This is a genomic window from Maricaulis sp., assembly GCF_048270095.1.
Taxonomy (GTDB): Bacteria; Pseudomonadota; Alphaproteobacteria; order Caulobacterales; family Maricaulaceae; genus Maricaulis.
Genome location: NZ_JBLWTL010000002.1, coordinates 135,346 through 159,431, shown reverse-complemented (window position 1 = coordinate 159,431; position 24,086 = coordinate 135,346). Strand labels below are relative to the sequence as shown.

The window sequence follows — 24,086 nt, the reverse complement described above, 5'->3', positions numbered from 1 at the left end:
CATCGACTGCATTGAGAGGGCCGTCCGGCAAACCGGGCGGCCCTTTTGCTTGCAAGCCGCGCTTGCTGTGGCACTCTCGCGTTCAAATCGATCCGGGGGAATGAGATGCGTATTATTCTGGCAGTGGCCGCGGCCCTATTGGTGGCCGTCGCCATCGGCGTATTCGGCGTCCTTCCGGCCAAGCTCGACCACGACATGAATGCCGTCACCGCCCACGAGCCCTACGCCATCTCGGCCGAGGCGACGGCCCTGCACGACAGCCTGCGCGTCGCCGATCTGCATTCCGACATGCTGTTGTGGATGCGCGATCCGACGCGCTGGAATGATCGCGGCCATACCGATCTGCCGCGCCTGCGCGCCGGCCGTGTCGCGCTGCAGGTCTTCGCCAGCGTCACCAAGACGCCGGCCGACATGAATTACGACAGCAATACTGCCGACAGTGACAACATTACCCCGCTGGCCATCGTCCAGCTCTGGCCGCTCGACACCTGGACCTCGATCTATGCCCGCGCCCGCTTCCATGCCCGGCGCCTGATGCGCGTGGCCGAGCGCTCTGACGGCGATTTCGTCGTCGCCCTGACCCGCGGGGAGCTGGCCGAAGCCCTGGAGCGCCGCGCCGGCGATACCGATGTGCTGGTCGGCATCCTCGCGACCGAGGGCGGGCACCCGTTCGAGGGCGATCTGGCCAATATCGACGGTCTCTATGATGAGGGCTATCGGATGATCGGCCTGCAGCACTTCTTCGACAATGAGCTCGGCGGCTCGCTTCATGGCGTCTCAAACGCCGGCCTGACCGATTTCGGACGCGCTGCCGTTGAGCGCATTGCCGGGCACGGCATGATTATCGATCTGGCCCATTCCTCCCAGGCCGTGGTCCGCGACGTGCTCGACATGACCGATGTCCCGCTGGTCATCTCCCACACCGGCATTCACGGCCATTGCGAAGCCAAGCGCAATATTCCTGACGCCCTGATGTCGGAAGTCGCATCGCGCGGCGGTGTGATCGGTATCGGCTTCTGGGCGGATGTGACTTGTGACGACACCCCCGAGGGCGTCGCCGCGACCCTCCTCGCCGCGATTGATCTTCTGGGTGTGGAGCATGTCGCGCTGGGATCCGATTATGACGGCACCATCACGGCGACTTTCGATGCCTCGGAATATGCGGTGCTGACGGATCGCCTGCTGGCCGCCGGTCTCAGCGAGGCGGATATCCGCGCCGTGATGGGCGAGAACACGATCCGCTTCTTCCTGGAGAATTTGCCGGAGGGGTAGAACTGCCGTTTGTATCGCCGTGGCCCGCTTGTCTCCCCCGTCTTCCTGGATGGAAGATGTGGCCGCGAAGCGGTCGGCTTGGCGGCTTATCCCCCACCACCGACAACTACCCCACGTCATCCCGGCATACGCAGGGACCTCGACGTGACAGGGTCGGAGCCTGGTCGTTCGAGGTCCTGACTTTCGTCAGGATGGCGAATTTTTGGTGATGTTATCCCCGCCCCCTCGCGCCTGGCGCATACCTCAGCCGTTCCGGTCGCACGGGAGGCACGAGCTCAGTCAGTCGCGGCGGTCGGGAGCGTGCAGCCTGTCCGGGCAGAGGGGTGACATCCCGCGCACTGGCAGGGCGTCCTTTCAGGTCTGACGGCACTACACGCCCGACCCGAATACCCGATTGGATTGGAAACGGGGCCGAGAGGCAACGGGAAAACTGCACGTGTGGGACGTCTCGGATGTCACACTTAAATCATACGCGTTACCCGGCATTCGCCGGCGTCCCACACACCTCCCACCTGGGGAGGGCCAGCAAACCTCCAGCGGCACGCCGCGTGGAGATTTTGGTACAGGCGTCAGCTCTTTTCCGCCCGCTTCAACATTTCCTGCTTCACCTTCTCGGCCAGCTGGATGAGCGTGAAGGGCTTGGGCAGGAAGGAGACTTCCTGTTCTTCCGACAGCGTCTTGGAGAATTCCTCGGCGGCATAGCCGGAGATGAAGACGACACGCGTATCATTCAGCATATGCCGGGCCTTTTGCAGCAGACCGGGGCCATCCAGCCCGGGCATCACGACATCGGAGAGCAGAAGGTCGAAGCCCTCCTCATCCTCCTCGAGGATTTCATAGGCTTCCTCGCCATCACAGGCCTCGACCACGTCATAACCGCGCTTGACCAGGGTCTTGGCGGCGATATTGCGCACCGCATCCTCGTCCTCGACCAGCAGGATACGGCCATGGCCGGACAGATCGGACGGTGCCGGCTCAACGGTGCGCGCTTCCTCGGCCTGTTTGAATTCGGCCGTTTCGGCCTCGCTTGGCACATGGCCGGGCAGATAGATGGTGAAAGTCGTGCCCTTGCCGACGTCCGAATTGGCAAACAGGAAACCGCCGGACTGTTTGACGATCCCATAGACCGTGGCGAGACCCAGACCAGTGCCCTTGCCCGCTTCCTTGGTGGTGAAGAAAGGCTCGAAAATCTTCTCCAGCGTCTCGGCATCCATGCCATGGCCTTCATCGCTGACGGCGATCGAAACCCACGGACCGGGCCGCGGATTGGGTCCACCGGCCTTGCGCACATCTTCGTCGGAGAGCACGGCGGTGCGGATCACCAGCGAGCCACCACCCTGGTCACGCATCGCGTCACGGGCATTGGCGGCCAGATTGATGATGGCCGTTTCCAGCTGGCCCTTGTCCACCTTGATCAACGGCACATCGCGGCCATGGATAATGTCGAGCCTGACGGTCTCTTCGACGATCTGGCGCAACAGGACCGAGACGTCGGACAGGAGGTCGCCGATATCCATCGCTTCCATGCGGAAAGTCTGCTTGCGCGAGAAGGCGAGCAGTTTGCGCACCAGGCCGGCGGCGCGAACCACGGTCTGGTTGATCGATTGCAGCTCGCCATAATCGGGGTCGCCAACCGGGTGACGGTTGAGCAGCTCATCGCAATTGAGCCGCACGGCGGTGAGCAGATTGTTGAAGTCGTGCGCCACCCCGCCGGCCAGCTGACCAACCGCCTGCATTTTATTGGCCTGGGAGAATTGCCGCTCGAGTTCCTTCCACGCCGTCACATCGATGATGTAGGCGACGCGCTTGCCGCCGCGGGCCGGCGCGAAGGCGAGGTGGACATAGGTCGCCGCCTCGCTGGCGAGCCGCGCCTCGGCCGGCTCCTTGCCACCGGCCATCGCGACCGCGAAGGCATCGGTCGCCGAACGACCGTCTTCCCAGTTGAAGATCTCGCGGAACTTGACCCCGGGGATCGCCTTGCCACCGGAGAGCTGGACCAGGGCCGGATTGACGTCCTCGATCATGGCGCTTTCCGGATCGGCACCATCCAGGCGGACGACACCGAAGGGGGCGCTGGCAAACATGTCGTCGAGCGTGCGGCCGGCCGGGCGTGCCTCGCCCATGGACTGGGCCACACCCGGCGGCGAACCGGTCGGGGACAGGCCATAGAGCACGCCGCGGCCGATCGAGGGTTCGCCGGGCGCCCATTCAATCGCCACAACAACCGGGCTTTCAATGCCGTCGCGGGCCCGCAGACGGCAATCGACACGGGTCACGCCCTCGCCGCCGCGTGCCTGCAGCACCGCTTTGGCGCCATCGCCGGTCAGCACATCGCCGAGCATTGGAAAACCCTGGCCATCAATCAGGCCGAGCCATTCGCGCAAGGTCGCATTGCCCATCGCGATCTCGCCGCTGGCGCGCAGCGAGAACAGGCCGACAGGAGCGTGCTGCGACCAGTCCGCCATGGAGGAGGCCTGCCCCATGGATCGGTCGCCGACGGGCGTCAGCCGCCACAGGATCATCTGATCGGGTTGTGGCAGGGCTTCGAGGTGGAACTGGCCAATCGCGCCATCGGCGAGGTCGAGCGGCGGCAGCATTTCACAGGCGCCCTCGCCGCGCGCCGCGGTCCGTGCCAGCCGGTAGACCGCGCCATCGCCGCCACCGGCACCGGCCCAGATACGGTCAATCCCGGGGATGCCGAAGCTCTGGCCGAAACCGGTCGTGGCCTTGGCCAGGTCACGATAGGCCGCATTGGCCCAGCGCGCCGCACCGCGTTGGTCGGTCATCAGGACCGGATCGGGAAAGGATTCCATGGCCTGGCCGGCGAGCATGGCTGCGCTGGGCGCCTGATTCTGATTGATGCGTTTGCGCATGCTGCGCCCGGCGGTTTCACCGGCCGCGATCGCGTAGAGCACCAGGAAACCGATCGCGGCCAGGCCCGACAGCAGGACAAAACCCTGCCAGCCATCCTGACCCGCAGCGAACAGCGCGGCCAGGGCCGCCAAGGCCACAATAAAGACGCAGACCCAGAAGGCGACGCGGCCAAAGGGTTTGGACCAGAAGGACTTGCGCGCAGCAGCGGGCCGGGCGGCAGGATCATGGGCGGGCAGTTCAGCCATGGGAGGCTCCAGCACGAATCAAAAAGCTTGCGGTACAGACTACTCGCTTGGAGCGTATTGTGCGCGACCGCGTGAAAGCGACAGCACATAGCCGATAATCTTGGCGACAGCCTTGAAATGGTCGACCGGAATCTCCTGGTCCAGCTCGGCCGTCGCGAACAGGGCCCGCGCCAGCGGCGGATCCTCGACGATCGGGATGTCATGCTCCTTGGCCACTTCGCGAATCCGCAGCGCCACTTCATCCACCCCCAGCGCCAGGCAGATCGGCGCCGTGGTCTTGCCCTGTTCGTACAGGAGCGCCACCGCGTAGTGGGTCGGATTGGTGATGATCACGGTCGCCTCGGGCACCCGCGCCATCATCCGGCGCTGCGAGCGCTCATGGCGCAATTGGCGCAGCTTCGCCTTGACGTGCGGATCGCCCTCGGAATTCTTGTGCTCGTCCTTGATTTCCTGCTTGGACATGCGATTGCGCTTCATGAAACTCTGTTTCTGGAAGGCGAAATCGGCTGCGGCAATCATGGCGTAGACCACCAGGCAGGCGAGCATGAGTTCAATCGAGATTGTGCGCACCAGGACCAGGATGTCCGAGACGTCGAGTGCGGGCATGCCCGCCAGTAGATCGCGTTTCGGATACAGCACCACAAACACCGCCAGCCCGACCAGTGCCATCTTGCCAATCCCCTTGAGGAAGTTGGCGACGCCCTGCGGCCCGAACACACGCTTGAAGCCCTCGACCGGATTGATCTTGGAGAGTTTGGGCTGCATTTTTTCGGTGGTGAAAATCATGCCCTGCTGCAGGTAATGTCCGGCGAAACCGGCCCCGGCGAGCACCAGGATCGGCACGCCGACAATGACCGCAACATGCCAGGCTGTCTGGCGCATCATCGAAAGCACGGCGTGCGGTTCGACGGCAAAGGCCTCGGGCTGTTCGAGATATACGACCAGCGTGCCGGCGAGATTGCGGGCCATCGCCGGAAAAATGAAGCTGAGCAGGGCCAGTCCGGCCGCCAGGATGAACCAGCCGGGGATTTCCTGCGACTTGGCGACATCGCCCTTCTCGCGCGCATCATCGAGCTTCTTCTGGGTCGGTTCCTCGGTTTTCTGACTTTCGTCTTCGCCTTCGGCCATCTCGCCCCCCTCAGTTCAGATCAATCGCGAACTGGCGCATGCGGTCGAGCCAGACGGCGCTCATGGCACCCAGCGATATCGTGAGGATGAACAGGCCGACCATGATGTTGGACGGCATGGCGATGAAGAAGATCTGCGCCTGCGGCATGAGGCGTGAGAGCACGCCAAGCGCCAGGTAGAAAACCAGTCCGAACACGATCATCGGCGCCGCAATCTGGACGCCGAGCCGGAAGGCATCCGTGAAGGCCTGCAACGCCCAGGCGGCCGCATCGGCCATGGGCGGCAATTCGCCCGGCGGGAAGACGAGATAGGAATTACTCGCCGCCAGCAGAAGGAGATGATGCAGATTGGTCGCGAACATCAGGATCAGGAAGGTCAGGTTGAGCAGGGTGGAGAAAATCGCGCCCTGCTGCCCCTGGGATGGATCGAAGGTCTGTGCAAAGGCGAGCCCGCTCTGCATGCCGATCACCTGGCCGGCAATCGCCGCCATCGCCATCAGCATGCGCGCAATCCCGCCAATCATCAGCCCGATCAGCATTTCGCCAATCACCAGACCGGCGATTGGCAAGGGGGCTGCGGGCATGGGCGGCAGGATCGGCGCGATGACCGGACCGAGGATCAGCGCCACCAGCAGGGCGAAGGAGAGCCGGATCCGCATCGGAATGCTGGGCTCGGCAAAGCCGGGCATCAGCATCAGAATCGACCCGACACGCGCAAACACCAGTCCGGCGGCGAAGACAAGCCCTGGCAGATCGGGAATCATGGATTGACGATCCGCTCGATGACCCCGGCCATGAAGGCGGACAAGAGCGCGCCCATCAGCGGCAGGAAGATCAGCATCGAGACGAAAATGGCGATGATCTTGGGCACGAAGACCAGAGTCATTTCCTGGATCTGGGTCAGGGCCTGGAAGAGCGCGATTACGATCCCGACGGTCAGGCCCGTCAACATGATCGGTCCTGCCATGGCGAGAGTCAGCCAGATGGCATCGCGTGCAAAGTCGAGGACTTCAGGTCCGGTCACGTGTCAGGCCTCAGCCGGTCAAGAGAATCGCTATTACGGTTAATTATCTTTACGCTTGGCCCGCGCACGTTAAGAAAGAGTCAATTCTTAACCATTCGGGGGTTCAACAACCATGTCATTCCGCTCATTCCTGGCCAGCACCAGCGCACTGGTTCTGCTCGCCGCCTGCTCACCGCAAACCAGCGAAACCCCGGCGGCGCCAACCGCCGCCGCGACCGCCGAGACCGCTGCGGTTCAGAGCGAGACCGAGCGTCTCAATGCCTGGTTCGACGAACAGTTCGCGGCCGAACTGGCCTACTCCCCCGAGGGCAAGACCTATCTGGGCATGCTTGACGATCTGGAAGCCTATGGCCAATGGGATGATCCCTCCGAGGAAGCCTTCCGCGCCTGGCTGCAACGCGCCGCCGACCGCCTGCGCTACATGCAGGAGAATTTCGACTATGACGCGCTGACCGAAGACGCCCAGGTCAGCTGGCGTTTCGCCGAATTCATCACCGCCAATGACGCTCAACAGGGCGAGTTCCGCGACCATAATTATACTTTCACCCAGTTCTTCGGCCCGCATACCGGCATGCCGACCCTGCTGATCGGCTATCACAAGGTCGAAAACCTTGACCAGGCCGAGGCCTATCTCAGCCGTCTGTCCAGCCTGGGCGACACGCTCGACATCCACACCGCACAGGCCGATGAGCAGGCGCAGGCCGGCATTATCGCGCCAGCCTTCGCCTATCCGATCGTGATCGGCGCGGCGCAGCGCTTCATCACCGGCGCGCCCTTCGACGACAGTGGCGAGGATTCGCCGCTACTGGCCGATTTCCGCTCCAAGGTCGAAGCGCTCGATATTGATGATGCCGAGAAGACGGCCCTGATCGACCGTGCCGTCACGGCGCTGACCGATGGTGTCGCACCAGCCTACCAGCATCTGATCGAGGTGATGGGGCGTCACGCTGAACTGGCCGACGGCCGCAATGACGGCGCCTGGGCCCTGCCCGATGGCGAGGAATATTATCGCAGTCAGCTGACCAATTACACCACTCGCACCGACCTCACCGCCGCCGATATTCATCAGACGGGTCTGGACGAAGTTGCCCGCATTCATGACGAAATGCGCGCCATCATGGAACAGGTCGGATTTGAAGGCACGCTGCAGGAATTCTTCGCCTTCCTGCGTACCGATCCGCAATTCTACTATGCCGATACAGACGACGGCCGCGCCGCCTATCTCGCCGATGCCACCGCGATCATTGATCGCGTCATGGAAGCGTCGCCGGACTATTTCGGGCAATTGCCGGCGGCAGATCTGGAAGTGCGCGCGGTCGAGGAATACCGCATCACCACCGCAACCGGCGCCTTCTACGAACCCGGCTCGCTCGATGGCTCCCGCCCCGGCGCCTACTACATCAACCTCGCCAACATGGCGGAAAGCCCGACTTATCAGATGGAGACCCTCGCCTATCATGAGGGCGCGCCCGGTCACCATTTCCAGAGCTCGCTGGCCCAGGAACTCGAAGGCGCGCCGATGTTCCAGCGCCTGACCTGGTATTCCGCCTATGGCGAGGGCTGGGCGCTCTATGCCGAAAGTCTCGGCAAGGATATGGGCTTCTTTACTGACCCCTATATGGATTTCGGCCGCCTCTCCTATGAGGTCTTCCGCGCGGCCCGTCTGGTCGTCGATACCGGCATTCATGACCTGCACTGGACCGAGCAGCAGGCGGTCGACTACATGACGCACAACACGCCGATGGCCGACACCGATATCCAGAGCGAGATCCGCCGCTATATCGTCTGGCCGGGCCAGGCCGTGTCCTACAAGGTCGGCATGCTCACCATTCTCGAGCTGCGCCAGCGGGCAATGGATCAGCTCGGTGATGACTTCGACTGGGGCGAGTTCCACGATGTGGTCCTGACCCATGGCTCGGTGCCGCTGACCCTGCTCGAGGAACTGGTCGACGGCTATATCGCCGACACGCTCGCGGCCCGCAGCGCCGACTGATCCGCTGGCCGGAGGCGGCATACGCCCGCCTCCGGCCGCGCCAGCCTGGCGGTCTTTCGTCCGTATGCAGGTCTTGACCGCACTGGAATATCCGCTGACGGTACCGTCCGGATATGATCAAGCCGGACGCAGGCGAAAGCCTCGCAGGATTACCGGCGGCAGACATCGGGGAAAACAAGATGCGTCGTATAATCCAGACACCCATGGCGGTGTCATTGCTGGCCTTGATGGCCGCCTGTTCGCCGCAACAGCAATCGGCAAGCCCTGCCGCGGATACTGCGACCGTGCAGGAAGTCGCCAGTGAACAGACCGAGACGGCCCGGCTCAATGCCTGGTTCGCCGAACTGTTTGAAGCGGATCTGGCGCGATCGCCGGAAGGCCAGACGGCGCTGGGCCGGATTGATGATCTCGACGCCTATGGCCGCTGGGATGCGGTCGATGAAGCCGATGCCGCCGCCGCCAATGCCCGCCGCATCGAGCGGCTCGACCAGTTGCGTAATACTTTCAACATCGATGCCCTCGACGCCACGGCGCGGGTCTCCTACCGGGTGTTCGAATATCTCCAGCAGACCGGGATCCGCAATTACGAGTTCCGCGACCAGCGCTATATTTTCACCCAGATGTTTGGCCCGCATACCGGCCTCGCGACGACGCTGATCAGCCAGCACCGCATTAATAATGCCGAGCAGGCGGAAGCCTATATCCGCCGTCTCGACGGCATGGGACCCATCCTGCGCGAGCTGATCGACCAGGCCGAAACGCGCGCCGCCGCCGGCGTCCTGCCGCCCCGCTTCACCTTCGCCTATCTAATCGACAATACCGCACAGCTTGTCGCTGGTGCGCCCTTCGATGAAAGCGGTACGACTTCGCCCCTGCTGGCCGATTTCACCGCCAAGGTCGAGGCGCTGGAGATTGACGATGACGCCAAGGCCGACCTGATCGCCCGCGCCGCCACTGCCCTGACGGAGCAGGTCGGGCCGGCCTATACCGATCTGCTCGCGATGTTCGAGCGTCATCGCGAGATGGGCGATGATCGCGACGGGGCCTGGAAACTGCCGCGCGGCGAGGCCTATTACCAGGCTCAGCTGGCCAATTTCACCACCATGCATGACCTCTCGCCCGAGGAGGTTCACCAGACCGGCCTCGAGGAGATCGACCGCATTCATGGCGAGATGGCGGCGATCATGGAGCAGGTGGGCTTTGAGGGTTCGCTGGCCGAATTCTTTGAATTCATGCGCTCCGAACCGCAATTCTACCTGCCCAGCACTGATGAGGGCCGGGCCGAATACATGACGCAGGTCAATGCAATCTTCGACCGCGTGCGCGGTGTGCTGCCAGACTATTTCGACACTGTGCCACGCGGCGAAATGGTGGTCCGCGAGGTCGAGCCCTACCGGGCCGCCGGAGCACCGAGCGCCTTCTACAATACCGGCACCATGGACGGCACGCGTCCCGGCACCTTCTACGCCAATACGCTGAACATGCGGAACCTGCCCATCTATCAGATGGAGACGCTCGCCTATCATGAGGGTATTCCGGGCCATCACTTCCAGCTCACCCTGGCGCTGGAAGCCGCCGACAGGCCGATGTTCCAGCGCCTGCTCTACCTGCCGGCCTTCGGTGAGGGCTGGGCGCTCTATGCCGAGAGCCTGGGCAAGGATATGGGAATGTTCACCGACCCCTACCAGGATTTCGGCCGCCTCTCCTATGAGCTCTGGCGTGCCGGCCGGCTGGTCGTCGATACCGGTATCCATTCGATGCGCTGGACGCGCCAGGATGCGATCGATTATCTGCGCACCAACACCTCCTTCACCGAGGAGGAAATCACACGCGAGGTCGAGCGCTATATCGTCTGGCCCGGCCAGGCGACCGCCTATAAGATCGGCCAGATACGCATTCGGGCCCTGCGTGACTTCGCGCAAGCCCAATTGGGCGATGCCTTCGATTTCGGCGAATTCCACGATGTGGTGCTGACGAATGGCTCTTTGCCCCTGCCCGTCCTGACCGAACTTGTGAATGATTATGTAGAGGCCAAGCGCGCCGAAACGGCACCTTGAGGGAGAATGAAATGACAAATCTGAAACGATTCCTGGTCAGCGCCGCGAGCGCAGCCCTGCTCGCCGCCTGCTCGGACCCGACCGGCACACCACCGGCAGCCAGCACCGCGCCGGCCGCGGATACGGCGTCCGCGCCGGCTGATGCCAGCAGCGAACAGCCTGTCCTCTCCGCGGAGACCGTGCGCATCAATGCCTGGTTTGAAGACGTCTTCCAGCGCAATGTCGCCCGTTCGCCGATGACCCAGACCTTCCTCGGCCTCAAGACCAATTACGACCAGTGGAATGACGCGTCGCCGGAATATGATCGCGAGGAGTTTGAACTCGGTCAGGCCGATCTCGCCTATATGCTGGCGAATTTCGACTATGATTCCCTCGATGAAAGCGCTCAGATTTCCTGGCGCCTGTTTGAATATAATGCCCGGCGGGCCGCCGACGGCCAGCGCTGGGTCGATCACGGCTATACCTTCACGCCGCGCTCGGGTCCGCACATGAATTCGCCGACCTTCCTGATCAATAATCACCGCGTCGACGATGTCAGCGATGCCGAAGCCTATATCGGCCGCCTGCGCAATCTGGGCCCTTATCTCGACCAGAATATCGCCAATGCACGCCGCTCCTTCGAGCTCGGCATCTCGACGCCGGACTGGACCTATCCGCCGATGATCCGCACGGCGCAGAACATCATCACCGGCGCCCCGTTTGACGATGGCGATGACAGCCCGATCATGGCCGACTTCCGCGGCAAGGTCGCAGCGCTGGGCCTGCCAGAGGCCGAAGCGGATCAGCTGCTGGCCGACGCCTCAGCGGCCTTGCGCGACGTCGTTGCGCCGGCCTATGGCCGGATCATTGCCCTGTTCGAGGAACAGGCCGAAAGCGCCACCGGCGATGACGGGATCTGGAAACATCCCGATGGCGGTGAATATTATAATTACCTCCTCAATGGCTATACGACGATGGATATCTCCGCCGAAGAGATCCACCAGCTTGGCCTGTCGGAAGTCGCCCGTATCCACGACGAAATGCGCGGCATCATGGACCAGGTCGGTTTTGAAGGATCGCTGCAGGACTTCTTCGAATTCATGCGCACCGATCCGCAATTCCAGTATGCCAATGACGAGGCCGGGCGCACCGCCTATCTCGCCGACGCCACAGCGCTGATCGACACCATGCGCGAGGCGCTGCCGCAAATGTTCAACACTTTCCCGCGCGCCGAGCTGGAAGTGCGCCGGGTCGAAGCCTTCCGCGAGGCTTCCGCCGGCAAGGCCTTCTATAACCGTCCGGCACCGGACGGGTCACGGCCAGCCTATTATTACGCCAATCTGCGCGATATGGCCGACATGCCGACCTATCAGATGGAAGCGCTCGCCTATCATGAAGGCATTCCGGGCCACCACATGCAGCTGGCCATCATGCAGGAACTGGAGGGCGTTCCGTCCTTCCGGCGCTTTGGTGGCTACACCGCCTATACCGAAGGCTGGGGACTTTACAGCGAATTGCTGCCGCGCGAATTCGGCTTCTATTCCGACCCCTATTCCGACTTCGGCCGCCTGGCGATGGAACTGTGGCGCGCTTGCCGGCTGGTGGTCGATACCGGCATCCACCACCATCAATGGAGCCGTCAGGACGCGGTCGATTATCTCGCCACCAACACGCCCAACCCACAAGGCGATGTCGAGAATGCGATTGACCGTTACGTCGTCTATCCGGGCCAGGCCAATGCCTACAAGATCGGCATGCTTGAGATCCTGCGCCTGCGCGGCATCGCCGAAGCCGAGCTGGGCGAGGCCTATGACATCCGTGACTTCCACGATGTCGTCCTGACCCAGGGCGCCATGCCGTTGGCGATCCTGGAAGAACGCGTCCAGGACTATATCGCGGCCACGCCTCACTAAGGCAGGCAGAGTCGACAAACAAAAGGCCGCCAGATCGGATGATCGGGCGGCCTTTTTTCTTGTTGGTTGCGAAAGTTCGGACGTGGGCTAGATCGGCATGCGCAGGATTTCCTGATAGGCGCGAACCACCTCATCGCGAACCGCGACCATGGTTTCAAGCGAGATCTCGGCCGCCGTCACTGCGGTCGCGACATCGATCAGCTCGGCATCACCGGTCGCCGACGCGGCCGTCATCTGCTCGGCATGGCCGAGCGAATTGGAGGTCTGGTTGATCGCCTCGGCGACCATGTCGCCGAAAGCAAATCCGCCGGCCTCGACTTTCTCGCCGCCATTGCCGACAGCATTCTGGGCGGAACGGATGGCGGCCTGATAAGCCTGCACCCCGGTGAGATCACCTGCCATGGACTTTATCCTTCAAACTCGTTCTGAGTCAGTGATGCGACCGGCTAGCGGCGCAGGAGATCCAGCGCACGCTCCTGCATGCGCCGACTGTTTTCAATCATGTTCAGATTGGCTTCATAGCTGCGCAAGGCTTCGCGCATATCCATCATTTCCACCAGCATGCTGACATTGGAGGTACGCACATAGCCACTCTCGTCAGCGGCCGGGTGGCCGGGATCATACTCAAGTGTGAACTCGGATTCGTCCCGGGCGACATCGGTCATGCGGACGCGATTGACGCCGGATGCCCGGTCGAGCTCGGTGTCGAAAACCGGGATCTGACGCTGATACGGATCGCCGCCGGCCTCGCGTGCCGTGGAATCGGCATTGGCGATATTCTCGGAAATAATCCGCATCCGGGCCGCCTGGGCCCGCATGCCGGAGGCCGAGACCTGCATCGCATCTGAAGCATTTCCCATGACTTATTCTCCCGGCTAGCGGCCAGCCTGGCGGATCGCGGTGCGGATCATGCCAAGGCTTTTCTGGTAGAGGCTCAAGGCGCTCTCGTATTCCATGCGGTTTTCATTGGCCCGCATCATCTGTTCCTCGAGCACGACCGTATTGCCATTGACGGTGGTCTCGGAGTCCGGCGCATCCTGGGTCTGCCACTGGCGCGTCGGCGATGTCAGTGCCGGCATGGCCGCACCGCCACGCGTCGAACGGGCCGCAGAGCGGGCCTGCATCTGTTCACGCAGATCACGCTGAAACTCACCTTCATCGAGGTCCTGGGCGACATAGCCGGGCGTGTTCGCATTGGCGACGTTCTCCGCAATCACGCGCTGGCGCTGATTGTGGAAATTCATCGATTGGGTCAAAAGCCCCAGTACGGGCACGTCTTCCGGTCGCATGAGCGAATCGCCTTCTGATTGGGGTTCAGGCTGCGCCCGCACGGTTAACGCTGGCTTAACCGCATCGGCCCACAAGGCGAGATGAAGCAAAATGCGGCCCTGCCATGAATGACCTCGTCAACTGGAGCCATTACCTGCTCGCCCTGATGGTCCTGCTCGGGCTACTCGGCGCGATGGGCTTCTTTGCCTATGCGGTGCAGCGCGGCTGGATCCTGCAGGGCGTCACCGGTCTGCGGGCCTTCACTGCGACGACGCGGCGGCTGTCGATCAGCGAAACCCTGAGCGTCGACCCGCGCCGGCGGATTGTCATCGTGCGCTGCGACAATCGCGAACACATCCTTCTGCTCGGTGCCGAGCGCGAAACCATTCTGGCCAGCCATGATGTGCCGGCGCAAAGCCCGCTAGCCAACAGGGAAACCGAAACATGAAAAAGGGTTTCTGGCTCTATCTCGGCCTGTTTGCACTCGGCGCAGCCCTGCTGCTGGGCGGCGGCGCCCAGGCCCAGTCGATCACGATCGATACCGGCACGGAAGGCGGTCTGACCGAACGCGTGCTGCAGCTCATCGCCCTGATGACGGTGCTGTCGCTGGCACCGTCCATCGTCGTGATGACCACCAGTTTCGTGCGCATCACTGTCGTGCTGTCACTGTTGCGCACCGGGCTCGGCCTGCAGCAAAGCCCGCCCAATGCGGTCCTGGTCAGCCTGGCCATGTTCCTGACCGCCTTCATCATGGCGCCGGTCTTCACCCAGTCCTATAATGAGGGCATCGAGCCCTTGCTGAACAATGAGATCGAGCTGACCGAAGCGTTCGACCTCAGCACCGACCCGCTCAAGGCCTTCATGCTGATGCATACCCGCGAGGATGATCTCGGCCTGTTTATCGGCATGTCCCAGGGCGAAGTGCCGGAGACGCCGGCCGATGCCTCCTTCTTCGTCGTCGCACCGGCCTTCATGATCTCCGAATTGCGCCGCGCCTTCGAGATTGGCTTCCTGCTCTTCATCCCCTTCCTGGTGATCGATCTGGTCGTCGCCTCCATCCTGATGTCGATGGGCATGATGATGCTGCCGCCGGTGGTGATCTCACTGCCATTCAAGCTGATCTTCTTCGTTCTGGTGGATGGCTGGCGACTGGTGACAGGTGCGCTGGTGCAGAGCTTCGGCACGATAGGCTGACGGCAATAGCCGCCCCATGCTCGCAGATAACCGGGACATCCATTGAGAGCACAGCGCTCACGCGCGCTGCCGCCTGTCCGGATCAGGCCGGTCCGCCACCATTATTGAAGCGGGCCCGGAAAGGTTCCATGAAGGCGTCGAGCGTATCGATGCGGGCGATGCGGGCCGCCAGATCCGAGAAGCGGACATTGCCTGGCGGCGTGTCATCATCGGTCAGGACCTCGAAGGCCGCGGCCCCCTCGGTGATCGCCATCGCCTCGCCATAACGGCGCCCCAGCCGGCCGGCCGCACCCCGGTCCCCGGACAGGGAATAGGCGATCGCGGCTCGCACCAGATCGGATTGCTCCGACGGTGTCAGCGGGGCGGCATCGAGATAACGATTGCCGAGCAGCGCTTCCAGCCGGCGGCCGGTATTGGGCCAGTCGCGCTGGGCCCAGGTCACATCGGCACGCAGGCGGGCCGCAGCCGGCGACTGATCGTCCTGAATCAGCTCCAGCGCCTGTTCGTGACGGCCCAGCTCGGACAGCGCGCGGGCCTCCAGCAGATAGCGTTCATCGACCAGGGCTTCGGGCAGGCCGGCGACCCGCGAGCCGCGGATCGTGTTGAGCGCATCCTCATAGCGATGGTCCATCAGATAGACCACGGCCAGATCGGTGGCGACACGGGCCCGCGCCGTCGGTTCGCGCAAGCGATAGGTGCAATCAGCCCCCGTACTGATGCGGTGACAACCGACCTGGTGCTGCAGCAATTCCGACGCCGGGCCGAGCAGATCAAAGGCGATCAGGCGGTCAGCCAGACGCCGGATCATGCGGTCACCATCGGAGCCAATCGGGGCCAGATGTTGATATTGATAGAAAATCGCGACCGCTTCGACCGGGTCCATCCGGTCGGCCTCGCCATCGAGGAAAAGCCGGCGGAAAATCGCCGCCATATCGCCGCCGATGCGGCGCCCGGCCTCGGTGTCGGGAAAGCGCGATTGCGCTGTGCTCATGGTCTGGAGCCCACGGGCAAAACTGCCGGACTGGACGTAGAGCTCGCCGAGCAGGCGCACGGTATCGAGTTCGATCGTATCCCCGCGCCAGCGGAAGCGCAGGTTTTCCAGCGCGTCGATCGCCTCCTCGCGGCTGATGCGTCCATCGGCCACCTGCAGCCGGTAAAGCTCGTAGAGTGCATGCGCCTCGAGCGGCGGCACACCGGAGTCAGCGAGGCGTTCAAACCGGCGGATCGCCTCGTCAAGATTACCGGTTTCGGCCTCGATCCGGGCCGCGATATAGGCGGCGTCCAGCCGGGTCCGGTCATCGGGCTCGCCTTCATCGACGCGATAGAGAAAGTCCTGCGCCGCAGCGAGATCGCCAAGTTCGAGCGCCGCGCGGGCCTGGGCCACGGAAAAACGGGCCTGCCAGTCAGGCGAATAGGCGCCCGCCACAGCCTGGCCGGCCAATAGCCGGCGCCGGCCCTCCGGCCAACGCTCCAACCCGACGGCAATCATGCCGCGCCACAGATCGGCAGCGGGATCGACCAGCAGGGACGGATCAGCCAGGAATCGGGTCGCATCGTCGAGCCGGTTCATCTCGTAGGCGGCAACAGCCTGCAGGCTGCGGACATGGGAATCGCTCGCCAATTGCGGTTCACGTGCAATGGCAAAATCGAGCATGCCCAACGCTTCCAGCGCCATGTCGCGGGCCAGCAGGAAGCGCGCCAGGGCAATGCGGCTTTCCGATGTGTCTTCGAGCGCGGATTGGCGCTGGCGCGCATTCCAGGCCGGCAGGAAGGGCCCCTCGCCGTGCCAGCTGGCAAAGTCGAGCATGGCCGGCGAAGCGAGCGCGGCGGCATTGGCATCGCCTTCACCGGTCAGGCTCGCGGCCGGTGTCAGGTCGAGTCCGCCTGGCCGGCCAATCGCGGCCCCGGCGCCGATCAAGGTCAGTTCGAGATCCTCGGCGACCACTTCCACCGCGCCGCCATGGGCCGAACGCAATAGCGCACCGCCCACAAAATCACGGCGTGAAATCAAACCCTGAACCGGTCCCGTGGCGGTGACCACAGCGATACGGTCGCCGACGACCGGGTCGGGGACCCAGCGAATGGCATGGGCGCCATCAAGCCCGATCAGGATCCGGCCCGGCCGGTTGAGACGGGCATCGCGGCGGATCTGGATCGGGCGCGGCGGGGCGTCGATCCGGTCGCTGAAAACAATAATCCAGCGGCCGCCATCAATACGGGCCTCCGCCTGCGTCACCCCGGACGTCACCAGCCGGACGGCCGTGTAGTCGGCGCCCTGCATGACCTCATAATCACGGATATGACGATCCGGCCCGCCGGGAAAATCGCCGAATTGCAGGGCTGCGGCGGCATCGAAGACAATCCAGATCGCCTCACCGCGCCGGAAAATCGCTGCACCGACGGGCGCTGCCCAGGGAAATTCGGCCCGCAAATCACCATCTGTCTCGGCCAGCAGGACCGGAATGATGCCGCTTTCCGGAACCGGATCGAGTTCCGCTTCCGGCTCGACCAGGGCCGCTGCAGGTGCGATTTGCGCCGGGCCGCGCGGCTGTACGTCCGAAGCAATGGGCGCGGCGTCATCAAGGGCCAGGGCTGCGGGCTCCGGAGCGGGCTCAGATGCCGTTTCAGGGGCGGGGTCAGCGGCAGGCTCAGCGGGTTCATCGGGTTCATCGGGCGCGCGCAGGCTGGCCATTTGTGCCAGCAGGGCTTCGGCACCGGCAGCCGCGGGGTCGGGCAAATCAATATTGACCCGCGGCCCGTCAGCCCAGGCTCGCGCCTGCACGCCGGAATCGAGCTCCAGGCGCAATATCCAGTCATTGCCGATGCGCTCCTGGGTCGCGGCGCGCAGGAAATTCGGCGGTGAACCGGTCAGCCGCCCGAGCGAGATCTCGGCCGGTTCGCTGAAGCGCAGCTCGGCCGTGTCGCCCGTCTGGCTTAGGGTGAAGGGCACAGCGCGCGGCCAGATCAGTTCAAGCCGGGTGTATTCCGTGGTCTGTCCGACCCGGTACTGGACCGGAACCGGATCAAGCGGTGGCGGGCCGGCCGGCGTGCTGGCGGCGAGTTCGGCCGCACGTGCGGCGGCCTCGCGCTCGGCCTGCTCGCGCGGCGAAACCAGCGGCGCAAGGGCGGGCGTGCCGGGCGGGGCGAGATCAATCGCAATCTGGTCATAACTGGCCGACACGCGTGTCTCGACCGGGCGCGTCAGGGCGATGCGCAAGGTGGCACCGTCCGCATCCAGACGCGCCCGCGCTGCCAGATCACCGATCTCGTCGGCCAGGCCGGAAATATCGGCGCGCATGGCCTCGCTCAGGCGGATCAGCAAGACAGAGTATTCCAGCCCGGCCGTCGCGGTCGGGCGGGCATCACCGAGACTGTCTTCGTAATCCAGAATAATGCGCGCGGTTACCCCCTCGCGCTCGACGCGGACATCGGCAGCGCTTTGAGCCAGCACGGCGGGGCTCAGACAACAGGTGAGCGCCAGGGCGGACAGGAAGCCGATATGTCTAGCCGCCTTCGGCAATCCGCGCCTCCAGCTCGGCCACGGTATCGGGAAGATTGCTGCGCGCGGCCATACGCTCGGTCAGGCTGGCCGCCGCCAGCGGCGTCATCTCGGCGAGAATGCCACCAAATGTGCGTTGGGACATCCGCGAGGCGATCTGCAACTGGGTATCCAGATCCAGGCTCGAAATCCGCGTCGCCGCATCACCGGCATCCATCGCGGCATACCAGGACACGATCACGTTCATGTCTTCGGATTCGCGCTCGGTCAGATCGCCGGCCAGACCTTCAATCTGGGTGCGCAATTGGTTGAGTTCGCCGATCTTGGTGTCGACACGATGTTCCATCGCCAGCATCAGGGCTTCGCGCGTTTCCAGCTCGCTCTCGCGGCGGTCCAGCTCGACGGAACGTTCGCGCAGGCGATAGATCACACGCTCCTCGTCCGCCGTGCGCACACCACTGGCAATGCGGCTGGCGAATTCGGCAGACGGTGTCGCGGCTGCAGGCGCCGGTTCCGGCACCTCGGCCTCCCCCAGGCTGATCGGCGCTGCGGCGGCCGGAGCCGGCTCCTCATCCACGCCGGACGTCGCTGCGCCAGCTGTCTCCTGCTCCATGCCGGCAGCCTGGGCCTGCCACCAGTCGGCGGCGCCATTGGCGACCGAGATCGTCTTGAGGGCGAACAGGCCGCCCATCAGGATGGCGAGGACGGCGAGCAGGCGCATGGGTTCACGCATCATGGTCTATCTCACATCCTTCAGGCCATTAATCACCGAGGAGCCGGCGCCTTCGGGGAAAATCTCCGAAGCGCGGCGGCGCGGTGCCCGGCGCGAAATCGTATCGGCCGTGCGATCGGCCTGGCCGGTCATCAGGCGCAATTCCTCGGACAGGCCGCGCGCCTCGCGCACCCGGGCTTCCAGGACTTCACCCGATTCCGTCGTGGCGCGTTCGAGCGCCGCCAGGCTGGCACGGGCGCGGTCGGTGGCTTCATTGAGCGCGATCACGGCGCCACGAACGCCATCCTGGCCGCGCTTGAGCGCGTTGAGCCGGCGATCGACCCGCCAGCACATGACGACAGCGACCAGCAAGAGACCGGCGACCAGCGCCTCGAAAATCAGACCTGCGAGTGTCATGCGAACCTCATCATTGTTTTCTTGGCAACCGGCGAGAGCGGACCGCTCAGGCGCAGGGCTACACTGTGTCCGAGTCGGCCCATCCGGCCGCGCGTCAATGGCACATTGCCGCAACGCAATTCCACTTCACTGGTCGGCGAGGCATCGAGGAAGAGCGTATCGCCGACCTTGAGATCCATCACCCGGCCCAGCGTCACGCGCTGCTCGTCGAGCACGGCGTGAACCTCCATCTTGGTCGACCACAGCTCGGTGGCCAGATGGCCTTCCCAGATATTGTCGCGACCGAATTTCTCACCCATGAATTGCTGCAGCAGCATTTTGCGGATCGGCTCGAGCGTCGCATAGGGCAGCAGCAGCTCGATGCGGCCGCCGCGGTCTTCCATGTCGATGCGCAGCTTGACCAGGATCGCCGCATTGGCCGGCCGGGCGATGGCGGCAAAGCGCGGATTGGTCTCGACGCGCTCGAGATCGAAATCAACCTCGGTCAGGGGCTGGAATGCCTGTTTGGCATCGCCGAGCACGACCTCGATCATGCGCTGGACGAGCATGCGCTCGATCGTGGTGTAGGGGCGGCCCTCAATGCGCATGGCAGAGGTGCCGCGCCGCCCACCGAGCAACACGTCGACGATGGAGTAGATCAGGTTGGAATCGACGGTCAGCAGACCGTAATTATCGAGCTGCTTGGCGCGGAACACCGCCAGGATGGCCGGCAGCGGGATCGAGTTGAGATAATCGCCGAACCGGATCGAGGAAATATTGTCGAGGCTGACCTCGACATTGTCCGATGTGAAATTGCGCAGGCTCGTCGTCATCAGACGGACCAGCCGGTCGAACACGATCTCGAGCATCGGCAAACGCTCATAGGAGACCAACGCCGAATTGATAATCGCGCGAATGCCCGACTTGTCAGCCGCATCATCATCAGAGAGCGAAAACCCGAGCAGGCTGTCGATCTCGTCCTGATTGAGAATACGCTCGGCCGCACCGCCGGACTGGGCCATTTCGGACGAATCATCATCGCCGCCCACCATGGCTTCCCATTCGGAGGCGAGATCGAGATCATCGCCATCCTCGGCCATCGCTTCCCATTCGGCAGCGAGCGCATCTTGGTCCATATCGTCAGACATGCAATTGGGTCCTAATCGACAATCATGAATTCTTGAATCAGCACGGCATCGGCATATTCCGGTTCAATAGCCAGATTCACCCGCCGCAATAATTCCAGACGCACACGGTGCATGCCCGCCGAGCCGTAGAGATCGTCCTCACGCAGCTCGCGCAGGAACATGATGAACTGGTCCATGATCGGATCGATGTGGGCATCAATGACCTGGCCAAACTCCGGATTGGACGATTCCAGTGTGATCTTCAGCATCACCGTGACCGGACGGCCATCGACCGAGCGGATATTGGTGATGATCGGATCCTCGGCACCGTCGGCATCGCGCAGCGGGAAATAATAGGCCTGCGCCTCATGCTCTTCTTCCGCTTCGGCATGCCCGCCCGCAGCCGCCATGACCGGCTGGCCATGATCGTCGAGCACAGGATCGCCATGCTCGTCCAGCACGGCTTCCATCACAGGCTCATCACTACCGCCGGCAAACATCATGAAACCGGCCACACCGGCCAGTAGAAGGATAATCGCCGGCAAGCCGATAAACAGGCCGAGCTTGAGCATGCCCATTTTCGGCTTGGCCTTGGCTTCGCCGCCGTCTTCGTCTTCGTTTTCTTCCGGATCGTCGGCCATGCCGGTCTCCTGCAAGGGAATCGCTTTGCATGATTAACGGCCAGCGCGGTTAACACTCCGTAGCCTTTCGGCCGGAACCGGCAATTCCTGCCCACTTGCCCGGACAGGATTGCCCCCGCCGCAGGGTGCCCCCAACCCTCTCACCACATCAACTAATTGATTTTGCGCGATATTAACCTTGGCACGCCGGATGCAATGGTTTGTGGCAACGCCGCAGACCGTGGCGAACACCGGCATCCAGAATGGAATATGCCCATGGATAATACTCTGATGATCGGCCTGTCGCGCCAAATGGCCCTGCGCCAGGCGATGGATGTGGTGGCGAATAACATCGCCAACGCCAATACGGCGGGCTTCAAGGTCGAATCACTCCTGATCGAGAATCACGCCGCCCCGACCGCCTCCCAGGCTGACGGACCGACCGACCTTCAATTTGCCGATGTCTGGGGCATGGGCCGCGACTTCCGCCAGGGTGCGCTGGAAATGACCGGCCGCAATCTCGACGTCGCGATCGAGGGCGACGGCTTCTTCGCCGTCAGCGTCAATGGCGCCGAGCAATTCACCCGCGATGGCCGCTTCCATCTCGACAATGCCGGCCAGCTCACCGCCCATGACGGAGCACCGGTGCTCGATGCGGCAACGCGCGGCCCGATTATGCTCAACCCGTCGGCGCAATCGACCAGCATTTCGCAGGACGGCACCATCACCCAGGACGGTGTCCCGGTCGGTACGATCGGCGTGTTCGAGATCACCAATCTCTCGGGCCTCTCCAAACAGGGTAATGGCCGCTACGTCCAGACTGACAATCCCGATGGCCGCAATGACCCGCAATCCATGCTCTCGCCGGTCATGCGCCAGGGCTTTGTCGAGGCGTCCAACGTCCAGCCCGTGGTCGAGATGACCGACATGATGACCATCATGCGCAGCTATCAGTCTGTGTCGAAATTTGTCGAACAAGCCGAAGACATCAACCGTCGCGCCATTGAGCGCCTCGGCAAGGTTTAAAGGGAAAGAGGACCGATATGCGCTCTCTCATGACTGCCGCAACGGGCATGCAAGCCCAACAGCTCAATGTCGAGGTCATCTCGAACAACCTGGCCAATATGAACACAACCGGGTTCAAGCGGCAGCGCGCCGAATTCCAGGACCTGCTCTACCAGAATGTCCAGCAGATGGGCGTCAGCTCCTCGGACGCCGGCACCATTGTCCCGACCGGTATCCAGGTCGGGTTGGGTGTGCAGACCGCCTCGATCTATCGCATCACGGAACAGGGATCGCTGGCCAATACCGGCAATCCGTTCGATCTGGCGATCAATGGCGATGGCTATTTCCGCATCTCCATGCCCAATGGCAATGACGCCTATACCCGGGCGGGCAGTTTCGCTGTCAGCCCGGAAGGCGAGATTGTCACCGCCGATGGCTATACCGTCGCGCCGGGCATCGTCATTCCCGCGGGTGCCCGCAGCGTGGCGATCAATGAACAGGGCCAGGTCCAGGCCATGATCGATGGCCAGACCGAGCCTCAGACCGTCGGCCAGCTCGAGCTTTCAACCTTCAATAATGATGCCGGCCTGGAAGCGATCGGTAACAATCTCTTCCTCGAATCCGCCGCCTCCGGCGCCGCCGCAACCGGCACGCCAAGCTCGCCGGGTTATGGCTATGTCATGCAGGGTTTTGTCGAGGCCTCCAACGTCAATGCGGTGACCGAGATCACCTCGCTGATCCAGGCCCAGCGCGCCTATGAAATGAATGCCCGCGTCATTACCGCGTCCGACGAAATGATGTCCGCTACCTCGAACCTTCGCTAGGAGGACCGCTAGATGATCCGCGCCAGCTTGCTTGCCCTCGCCTGCCTCACCACGGCACCGGCCCTCGCATCAGAGCCCGTCTTCCTGCGCGAAACGCTGGTTGTCGAAGGGCCACAAATCACCCTCGGCGACCTGTTCGAAGTCGGCGGCCCCCAGGCCGCCACCGTGCTGGCCCGCTCACCGGCTCCGGGCGCCCGCACAGCGCTCGACGTCAATTATGTGCGTCAGATCGCAGCCGATCACGAGCTCGACTGGGCCAATGCGTCCGGCCTGCTGCGCCTGACCATCACCCGCGCCAGCCGCGTCGTCGATGCCCGCGAACTGACCGGCATGCTGGAAGGCGAATTATTTGCCCGCGAAGGCGGCCAGCACGAAGTTCAGCTCGCCAATACCAATCTCGCCCTGCACGCGCCCATCGATACGATTGGCGGACCGCAGATCAGTGCGCTCAATTTCGACCCACGCACCGGCATGCTCAGCGCCGACATCGCGCCATTTGACGGCGCTGCCAGCGTCCGCGTGACCGGCCGGGCCTATCAGACGATCGATATTCCCGTCCTCGTCCAGCCCGTCGCGGCCGGCGAGGTGATCGGCGATGACGATATTCGCTGGGTCTCGCTGCGCAGCGATCGCGTCCGTCCGGATTCGGTGCTCGATCCGGGCGCCATCATCGGTCATCAGGCCCGCCGCGCCCTGCGCGCCGGCGAACCCTTGCGCGGCTATGACGTGCAGGAGGCCATTCTGGTCAATCGCGGCGATCTGGTCACCTTGATGTTCGAAGCCCGCGGCATCCAGTTGAGCGTGCGTGCGCGCGCCATGGAGAATGCCGCCGATGGCGAGCTGATCCGCTTCGTCAATCTGCAATCCAACCGCACTGTTGAAGCCATGGTGGACGGCCCCGGTCGCGCCCGCGTCTTCGCCAGCCCTGCCGCCAGTTTCTAGGCCCTGGAGACCAT

Annotated in this window: 21 protein-coding genes; 9 read left to right on the top strand and 12 right to left on the bottom strand. The window is 63.3% G+C overall.

Annotation, left to right across the window (positions count from 1 at the left end):
- Positions 1 to 105 precede the first annotated feature (105 nt).
- A complete protein-coding gene (locus ACN0YJ_RS02675; RefSeq protein ID WP_417495253.1) occupies positions 106 to 1,272 on the top strand; it encodes a dipeptidase in 1,167 nt (388 codons plus the stop codon).
- A 569-nt stretch (positions 1,273 to 1,841) separates the two neighbouring features.
- Here ACN0YJ_RS02675 and ACN0YJ_RS02670 read toward each other — a convergent pair.
- The 4 genes from ACN0YJ_RS02670 to fliQ are packed head-to-tail and all read right to left on the bottom strand — an operon-like array spanning position 1,842 to position 6,542.
- Positions 1,842 to 4,391 (bottom strand): response regulator, encoded by a 2,550-nt coding sequence (locus ACN0YJ_RS02670; protein ID WP_417495252.1) that lies wholly within the window; start codon positions 4,389 to 4,391, stop codon positions 1,842 to 1,844.
- 39 nt (positions 4,392 to 4,430) lie between these two features.
- On the bottom strand, positions 4,431 to 5,519 hold the full coding sequence (gene flhB / locus ACN0YJ_RS02665) for a flagellar biosynthesis protein FlhB (protein ID WP_417477390.1): 1,089 nt from the start codon (positions 5,517 to 5,519) through the stop codon (positions 4,431 to 4,433).
- Positions 5,520 to 5,529: 10 nt separating this feature from the next.
- The gene (gene fliR, locus ACN0YJ_RS02660; protein WP_417477389.1) at positions 5,530 to 6,282 is read right to left on the bottom strand and encodes a flagellar biosynthetic protein FliR; all 753 of its coding nucleotides are present in this window, start codon (positions 6,280 to 6,282) and stop codon (positions 5,530 to 5,532) included.
- Entirely contained in the window at positions 6,279 to 6,542 is a 264-nt protein-coding gene (fliQ, locus tag ACN0YJ_RS02655; RefSeq protein WP_417477388.1) for a flagellar biosynthesis protein FliQ, read from the bottom strand. Before fliQ ends, fliR begins: the two co-directional genes overlap by 4 nt.
- Positions 6,543 to 6,654: 112 nt before the next feature.
- Here fliQ and ACN0YJ_RS02650 point away from each other — a divergent pair, with 112 nt between their 5' ends.
- The 3 genes from ACN0YJ_RS02650 to ACN0YJ_RS02640 all read left to right on the top strand — a co-directional run bounded on the left by ACN0YJ_RS02650 (position 6,655) and on the right by ACN0YJ_RS02640 (position 12,484).
- Positions 6,655 to 8,535 carry a DUF885 domain-containing protein gene (locus ACN0YJ_RS02650; RefSeq protein WP_417477387.1) on the top strand — a complete coding sequence of 627 codons (1,881 nt, stop codon included), beginning with the start codon at positions 6,655 to 6,657 and terminating at the stop codon, positions 8,533 to 8,535.
- Between the two features lie 179 nt (positions 8,536 to 8,714).
- On the top strand, positions 8,715 to 10,592 hold the full coding sequence (locus tag ACN0YJ_RS02645) for a DUF885 domain-containing protein (RefSeq protein WP_417495251.1): 1,878 nt from the start codon (positions 8,715 to 8,717) through the stop codon (positions 10,590 to 10,592).
- A gap of 11 nt (positions 10,593 to 10,603) precedes the next feature.
- Positions 10,604 to 12,484, top strand: coding sequence for a DUF885 domain-containing protein (locus tag ACN0YJ_RS02640; protein ID WP_417495250.1), 1,881 nt, complete (start codon positions 10,604 to 10,606; stop codon positions 12,482 to 12,484).
- An 87-nt stretch (positions 12,485 to 12,571) separates the two neighbouring features.
- Here ACN0YJ_RS02640 and fliE read toward each other — a convergent pair whose 3' ends face one another.
- Genes fliE through flgB form a run of 3 tightly spaced genes read right to left on the bottom strand, consistent with a single transcriptional unit; the run spans position 12,572 to position 13,773 of the window.
- A complete protein-coding gene (gene fliE, locus ACN0YJ_RS02635; RefSeq protein ID WP_417477384.1) occupies positions 12,572 to 12,886 on the bottom strand; it encodes a flagellar hook-basal body complex protein FliE in 315 nt (104 codons plus the stop codon).
- 44 nt (positions 12,887 to 12,930) lie between these two features.
- Entirely contained in the window at positions 12,931 to 13,344 is a 414-nt protein-coding gene (gene flgC, locus ACN0YJ_RS02630) for a flagellar basal body rod protein FlgC (RefSeq protein WP_417477383.1), read from the bottom strand.
- A 15-nt stretch (positions 13,345 to 13,359) separates the two neighbouring features.
- Positions 13,360 to 13,773, bottom strand: a complete 414-nt coding sequence (gene flgB, locus ACN0YJ_RS02625) for a flagellar basal body rod protein FlgB (RefSeq protein ID WP_417477382.1) — start codon at positions 13,771 to 13,773, stop codon at positions 13,360 to 13,362.
- A gap of 104 nt (positions 13,774 to 13,877) precedes the next feature.
- Between flgB and ACN0YJ_RS02620 the strand changes: the two genes are divergently transcribed.
- Positions 13,878 to 14,201 (top strand): flagellar biosynthetic protein FliO, encoded by a 324-nt coding sequence (locus tag ACN0YJ_RS02620; RefSeq protein WP_417495249.1) that lies wholly within the window; start codon positions 13,878 to 13,880, stop codon positions 14,199 to 14,201.
- Positions 14,198 to 14,947, top strand: coding sequence for a flagellar type III secretion system pore protein FliP (gene fliP / locus ACN0YJ_RS02615; protein WP_417477380.1), 750 nt, complete (start codon positions 14,198 to 14,200; stop codon positions 14,945 to 14,947). Before ACN0YJ_RS02620 ends, fliP begins: the two co-directional genes overlap by 4 nt.
- A gap of 82 nt (positions 14,948 to 15,029) precedes the next feature.
- Here the strand turns inward: fliP and ACN0YJ_RS02610 are convergent, their stop codons facing one another.
- From ACN0YJ_RS02610 to ACN0YJ_RS02590, 5 genes are read right to left on the bottom strand one after another with little or no spacing between them, the layout of a single operon-like run.
- The gene (locus ACN0YJ_RS02610) at positions 15,030 to 18,467 is read right to left on the bottom strand and encodes a tetratricopeptide repeat protein (protein WP_417495248.1); all 3,438 of its coding nucleotides are present in this window, start codon (positions 18,465 to 18,467) and stop codon (positions 15,030 to 15,032) included.
- Positions 18,451 to 19,182, bottom strand: coding sequence for a MotE family protein (locus ACN0YJ_RS02605; protein WP_417495247.1), 732 nt, complete (start codon positions 19,180 to 19,182; stop codon positions 18,451 to 18,453). The genes ACN0YJ_RS02610 and ACN0YJ_RS02605 overlap by 17 nt, the downstream gene beginning before the upstream one ends.
- A gap of 3 nt (positions 19,183 to 19,185) precedes the next feature.
- Positions 19,186 to 19,575 carry a DUF6468 domain-containing protein gene (locus ACN0YJ_RS02600; RefSeq protein WP_417477377.1) on the bottom strand — a complete coding sequence of 130 codons (390 nt, stop codon included), beginning with the start codon at positions 19,573 to 19,575 and terminating at the stop codon, positions 19,186 to 19,188.
- Positions 19,572 to 20,702 carry a flagellar motor switch protein FliM gene (gene fliM, locus ACN0YJ_RS02595; protein WP_417477376.1) on the bottom strand — a complete coding sequence of 377 codons (1,131 nt, stop codon included), beginning with the start codon at positions 20,700 to 20,702 and terminating at the stop codon, positions 19,572 to 19,574. The genes ACN0YJ_RS02600 and fliM overlap by 4 nt, the downstream gene beginning before the upstream one ends.
- Positions 20,703 to 20,713: 11 nt before the next feature.
- Positions 20,714 to 21,322 carry a flagellar basal body-associated FliL family protein gene (locus ACN0YJ_RS02590; protein WP_417477375.1) on the bottom strand — a complete coding sequence of 203 codons (609 nt, stop codon included), beginning with the start codon at positions 21,320 to 21,322 and terminating at the stop codon, positions 20,714 to 20,716.
- A gap of 255 nt (positions 21,323 to 21,577) precedes the next feature.
- On the opposite strand from ACN0YJ_RS02590, the gene flgF reads away from it, so the two are divergent.
- The 3 genes from flgF to flgA are packed head-to-tail and all read left to right on the top strand — an operon-like array spanning position 21,578 to position 24,072.
- Positions 21,578 to 22,327, top strand: coding sequence for a flagellar basal-body rod protein FlgF (flgF, locus tag ACN0YJ_RS02585; protein WP_417477374.1), 750 nt, complete (start codon positions 21,578 to 21,580; stop codon positions 22,325 to 22,327).
- A 17-nt stretch (positions 22,328 to 22,344) separates the two neighbouring features.
- Positions 22,345 to 23,130, top strand: coding sequence for a flagellar basal-body rod protein FlgG (flgG, locus tag ACN0YJ_RS02580; RefSeq protein WP_417477373.1), 786 nt, complete (start codon positions 22,345 to 22,347; stop codon positions 23,128 to 23,130).
- A gap of 12 nt (positions 23,131 to 23,142) precedes the next feature.
- The gene (gene flgA, locus ACN0YJ_RS02575) at positions 23,143 to 24,072 is read left to right on the top strand and encodes a flagellar basal body P-ring formation chaperone FlgA (RefSeq protein ID WP_417495246.1); all 930 of its coding nucleotides are present in this window, start codon (positions 23,143 to 23,145) and stop codon (positions 24,070 to 24,072) included.
- The last annotated feature ends 14 nt before the right edge of the window (positions 24,073 to 24,086 follow it).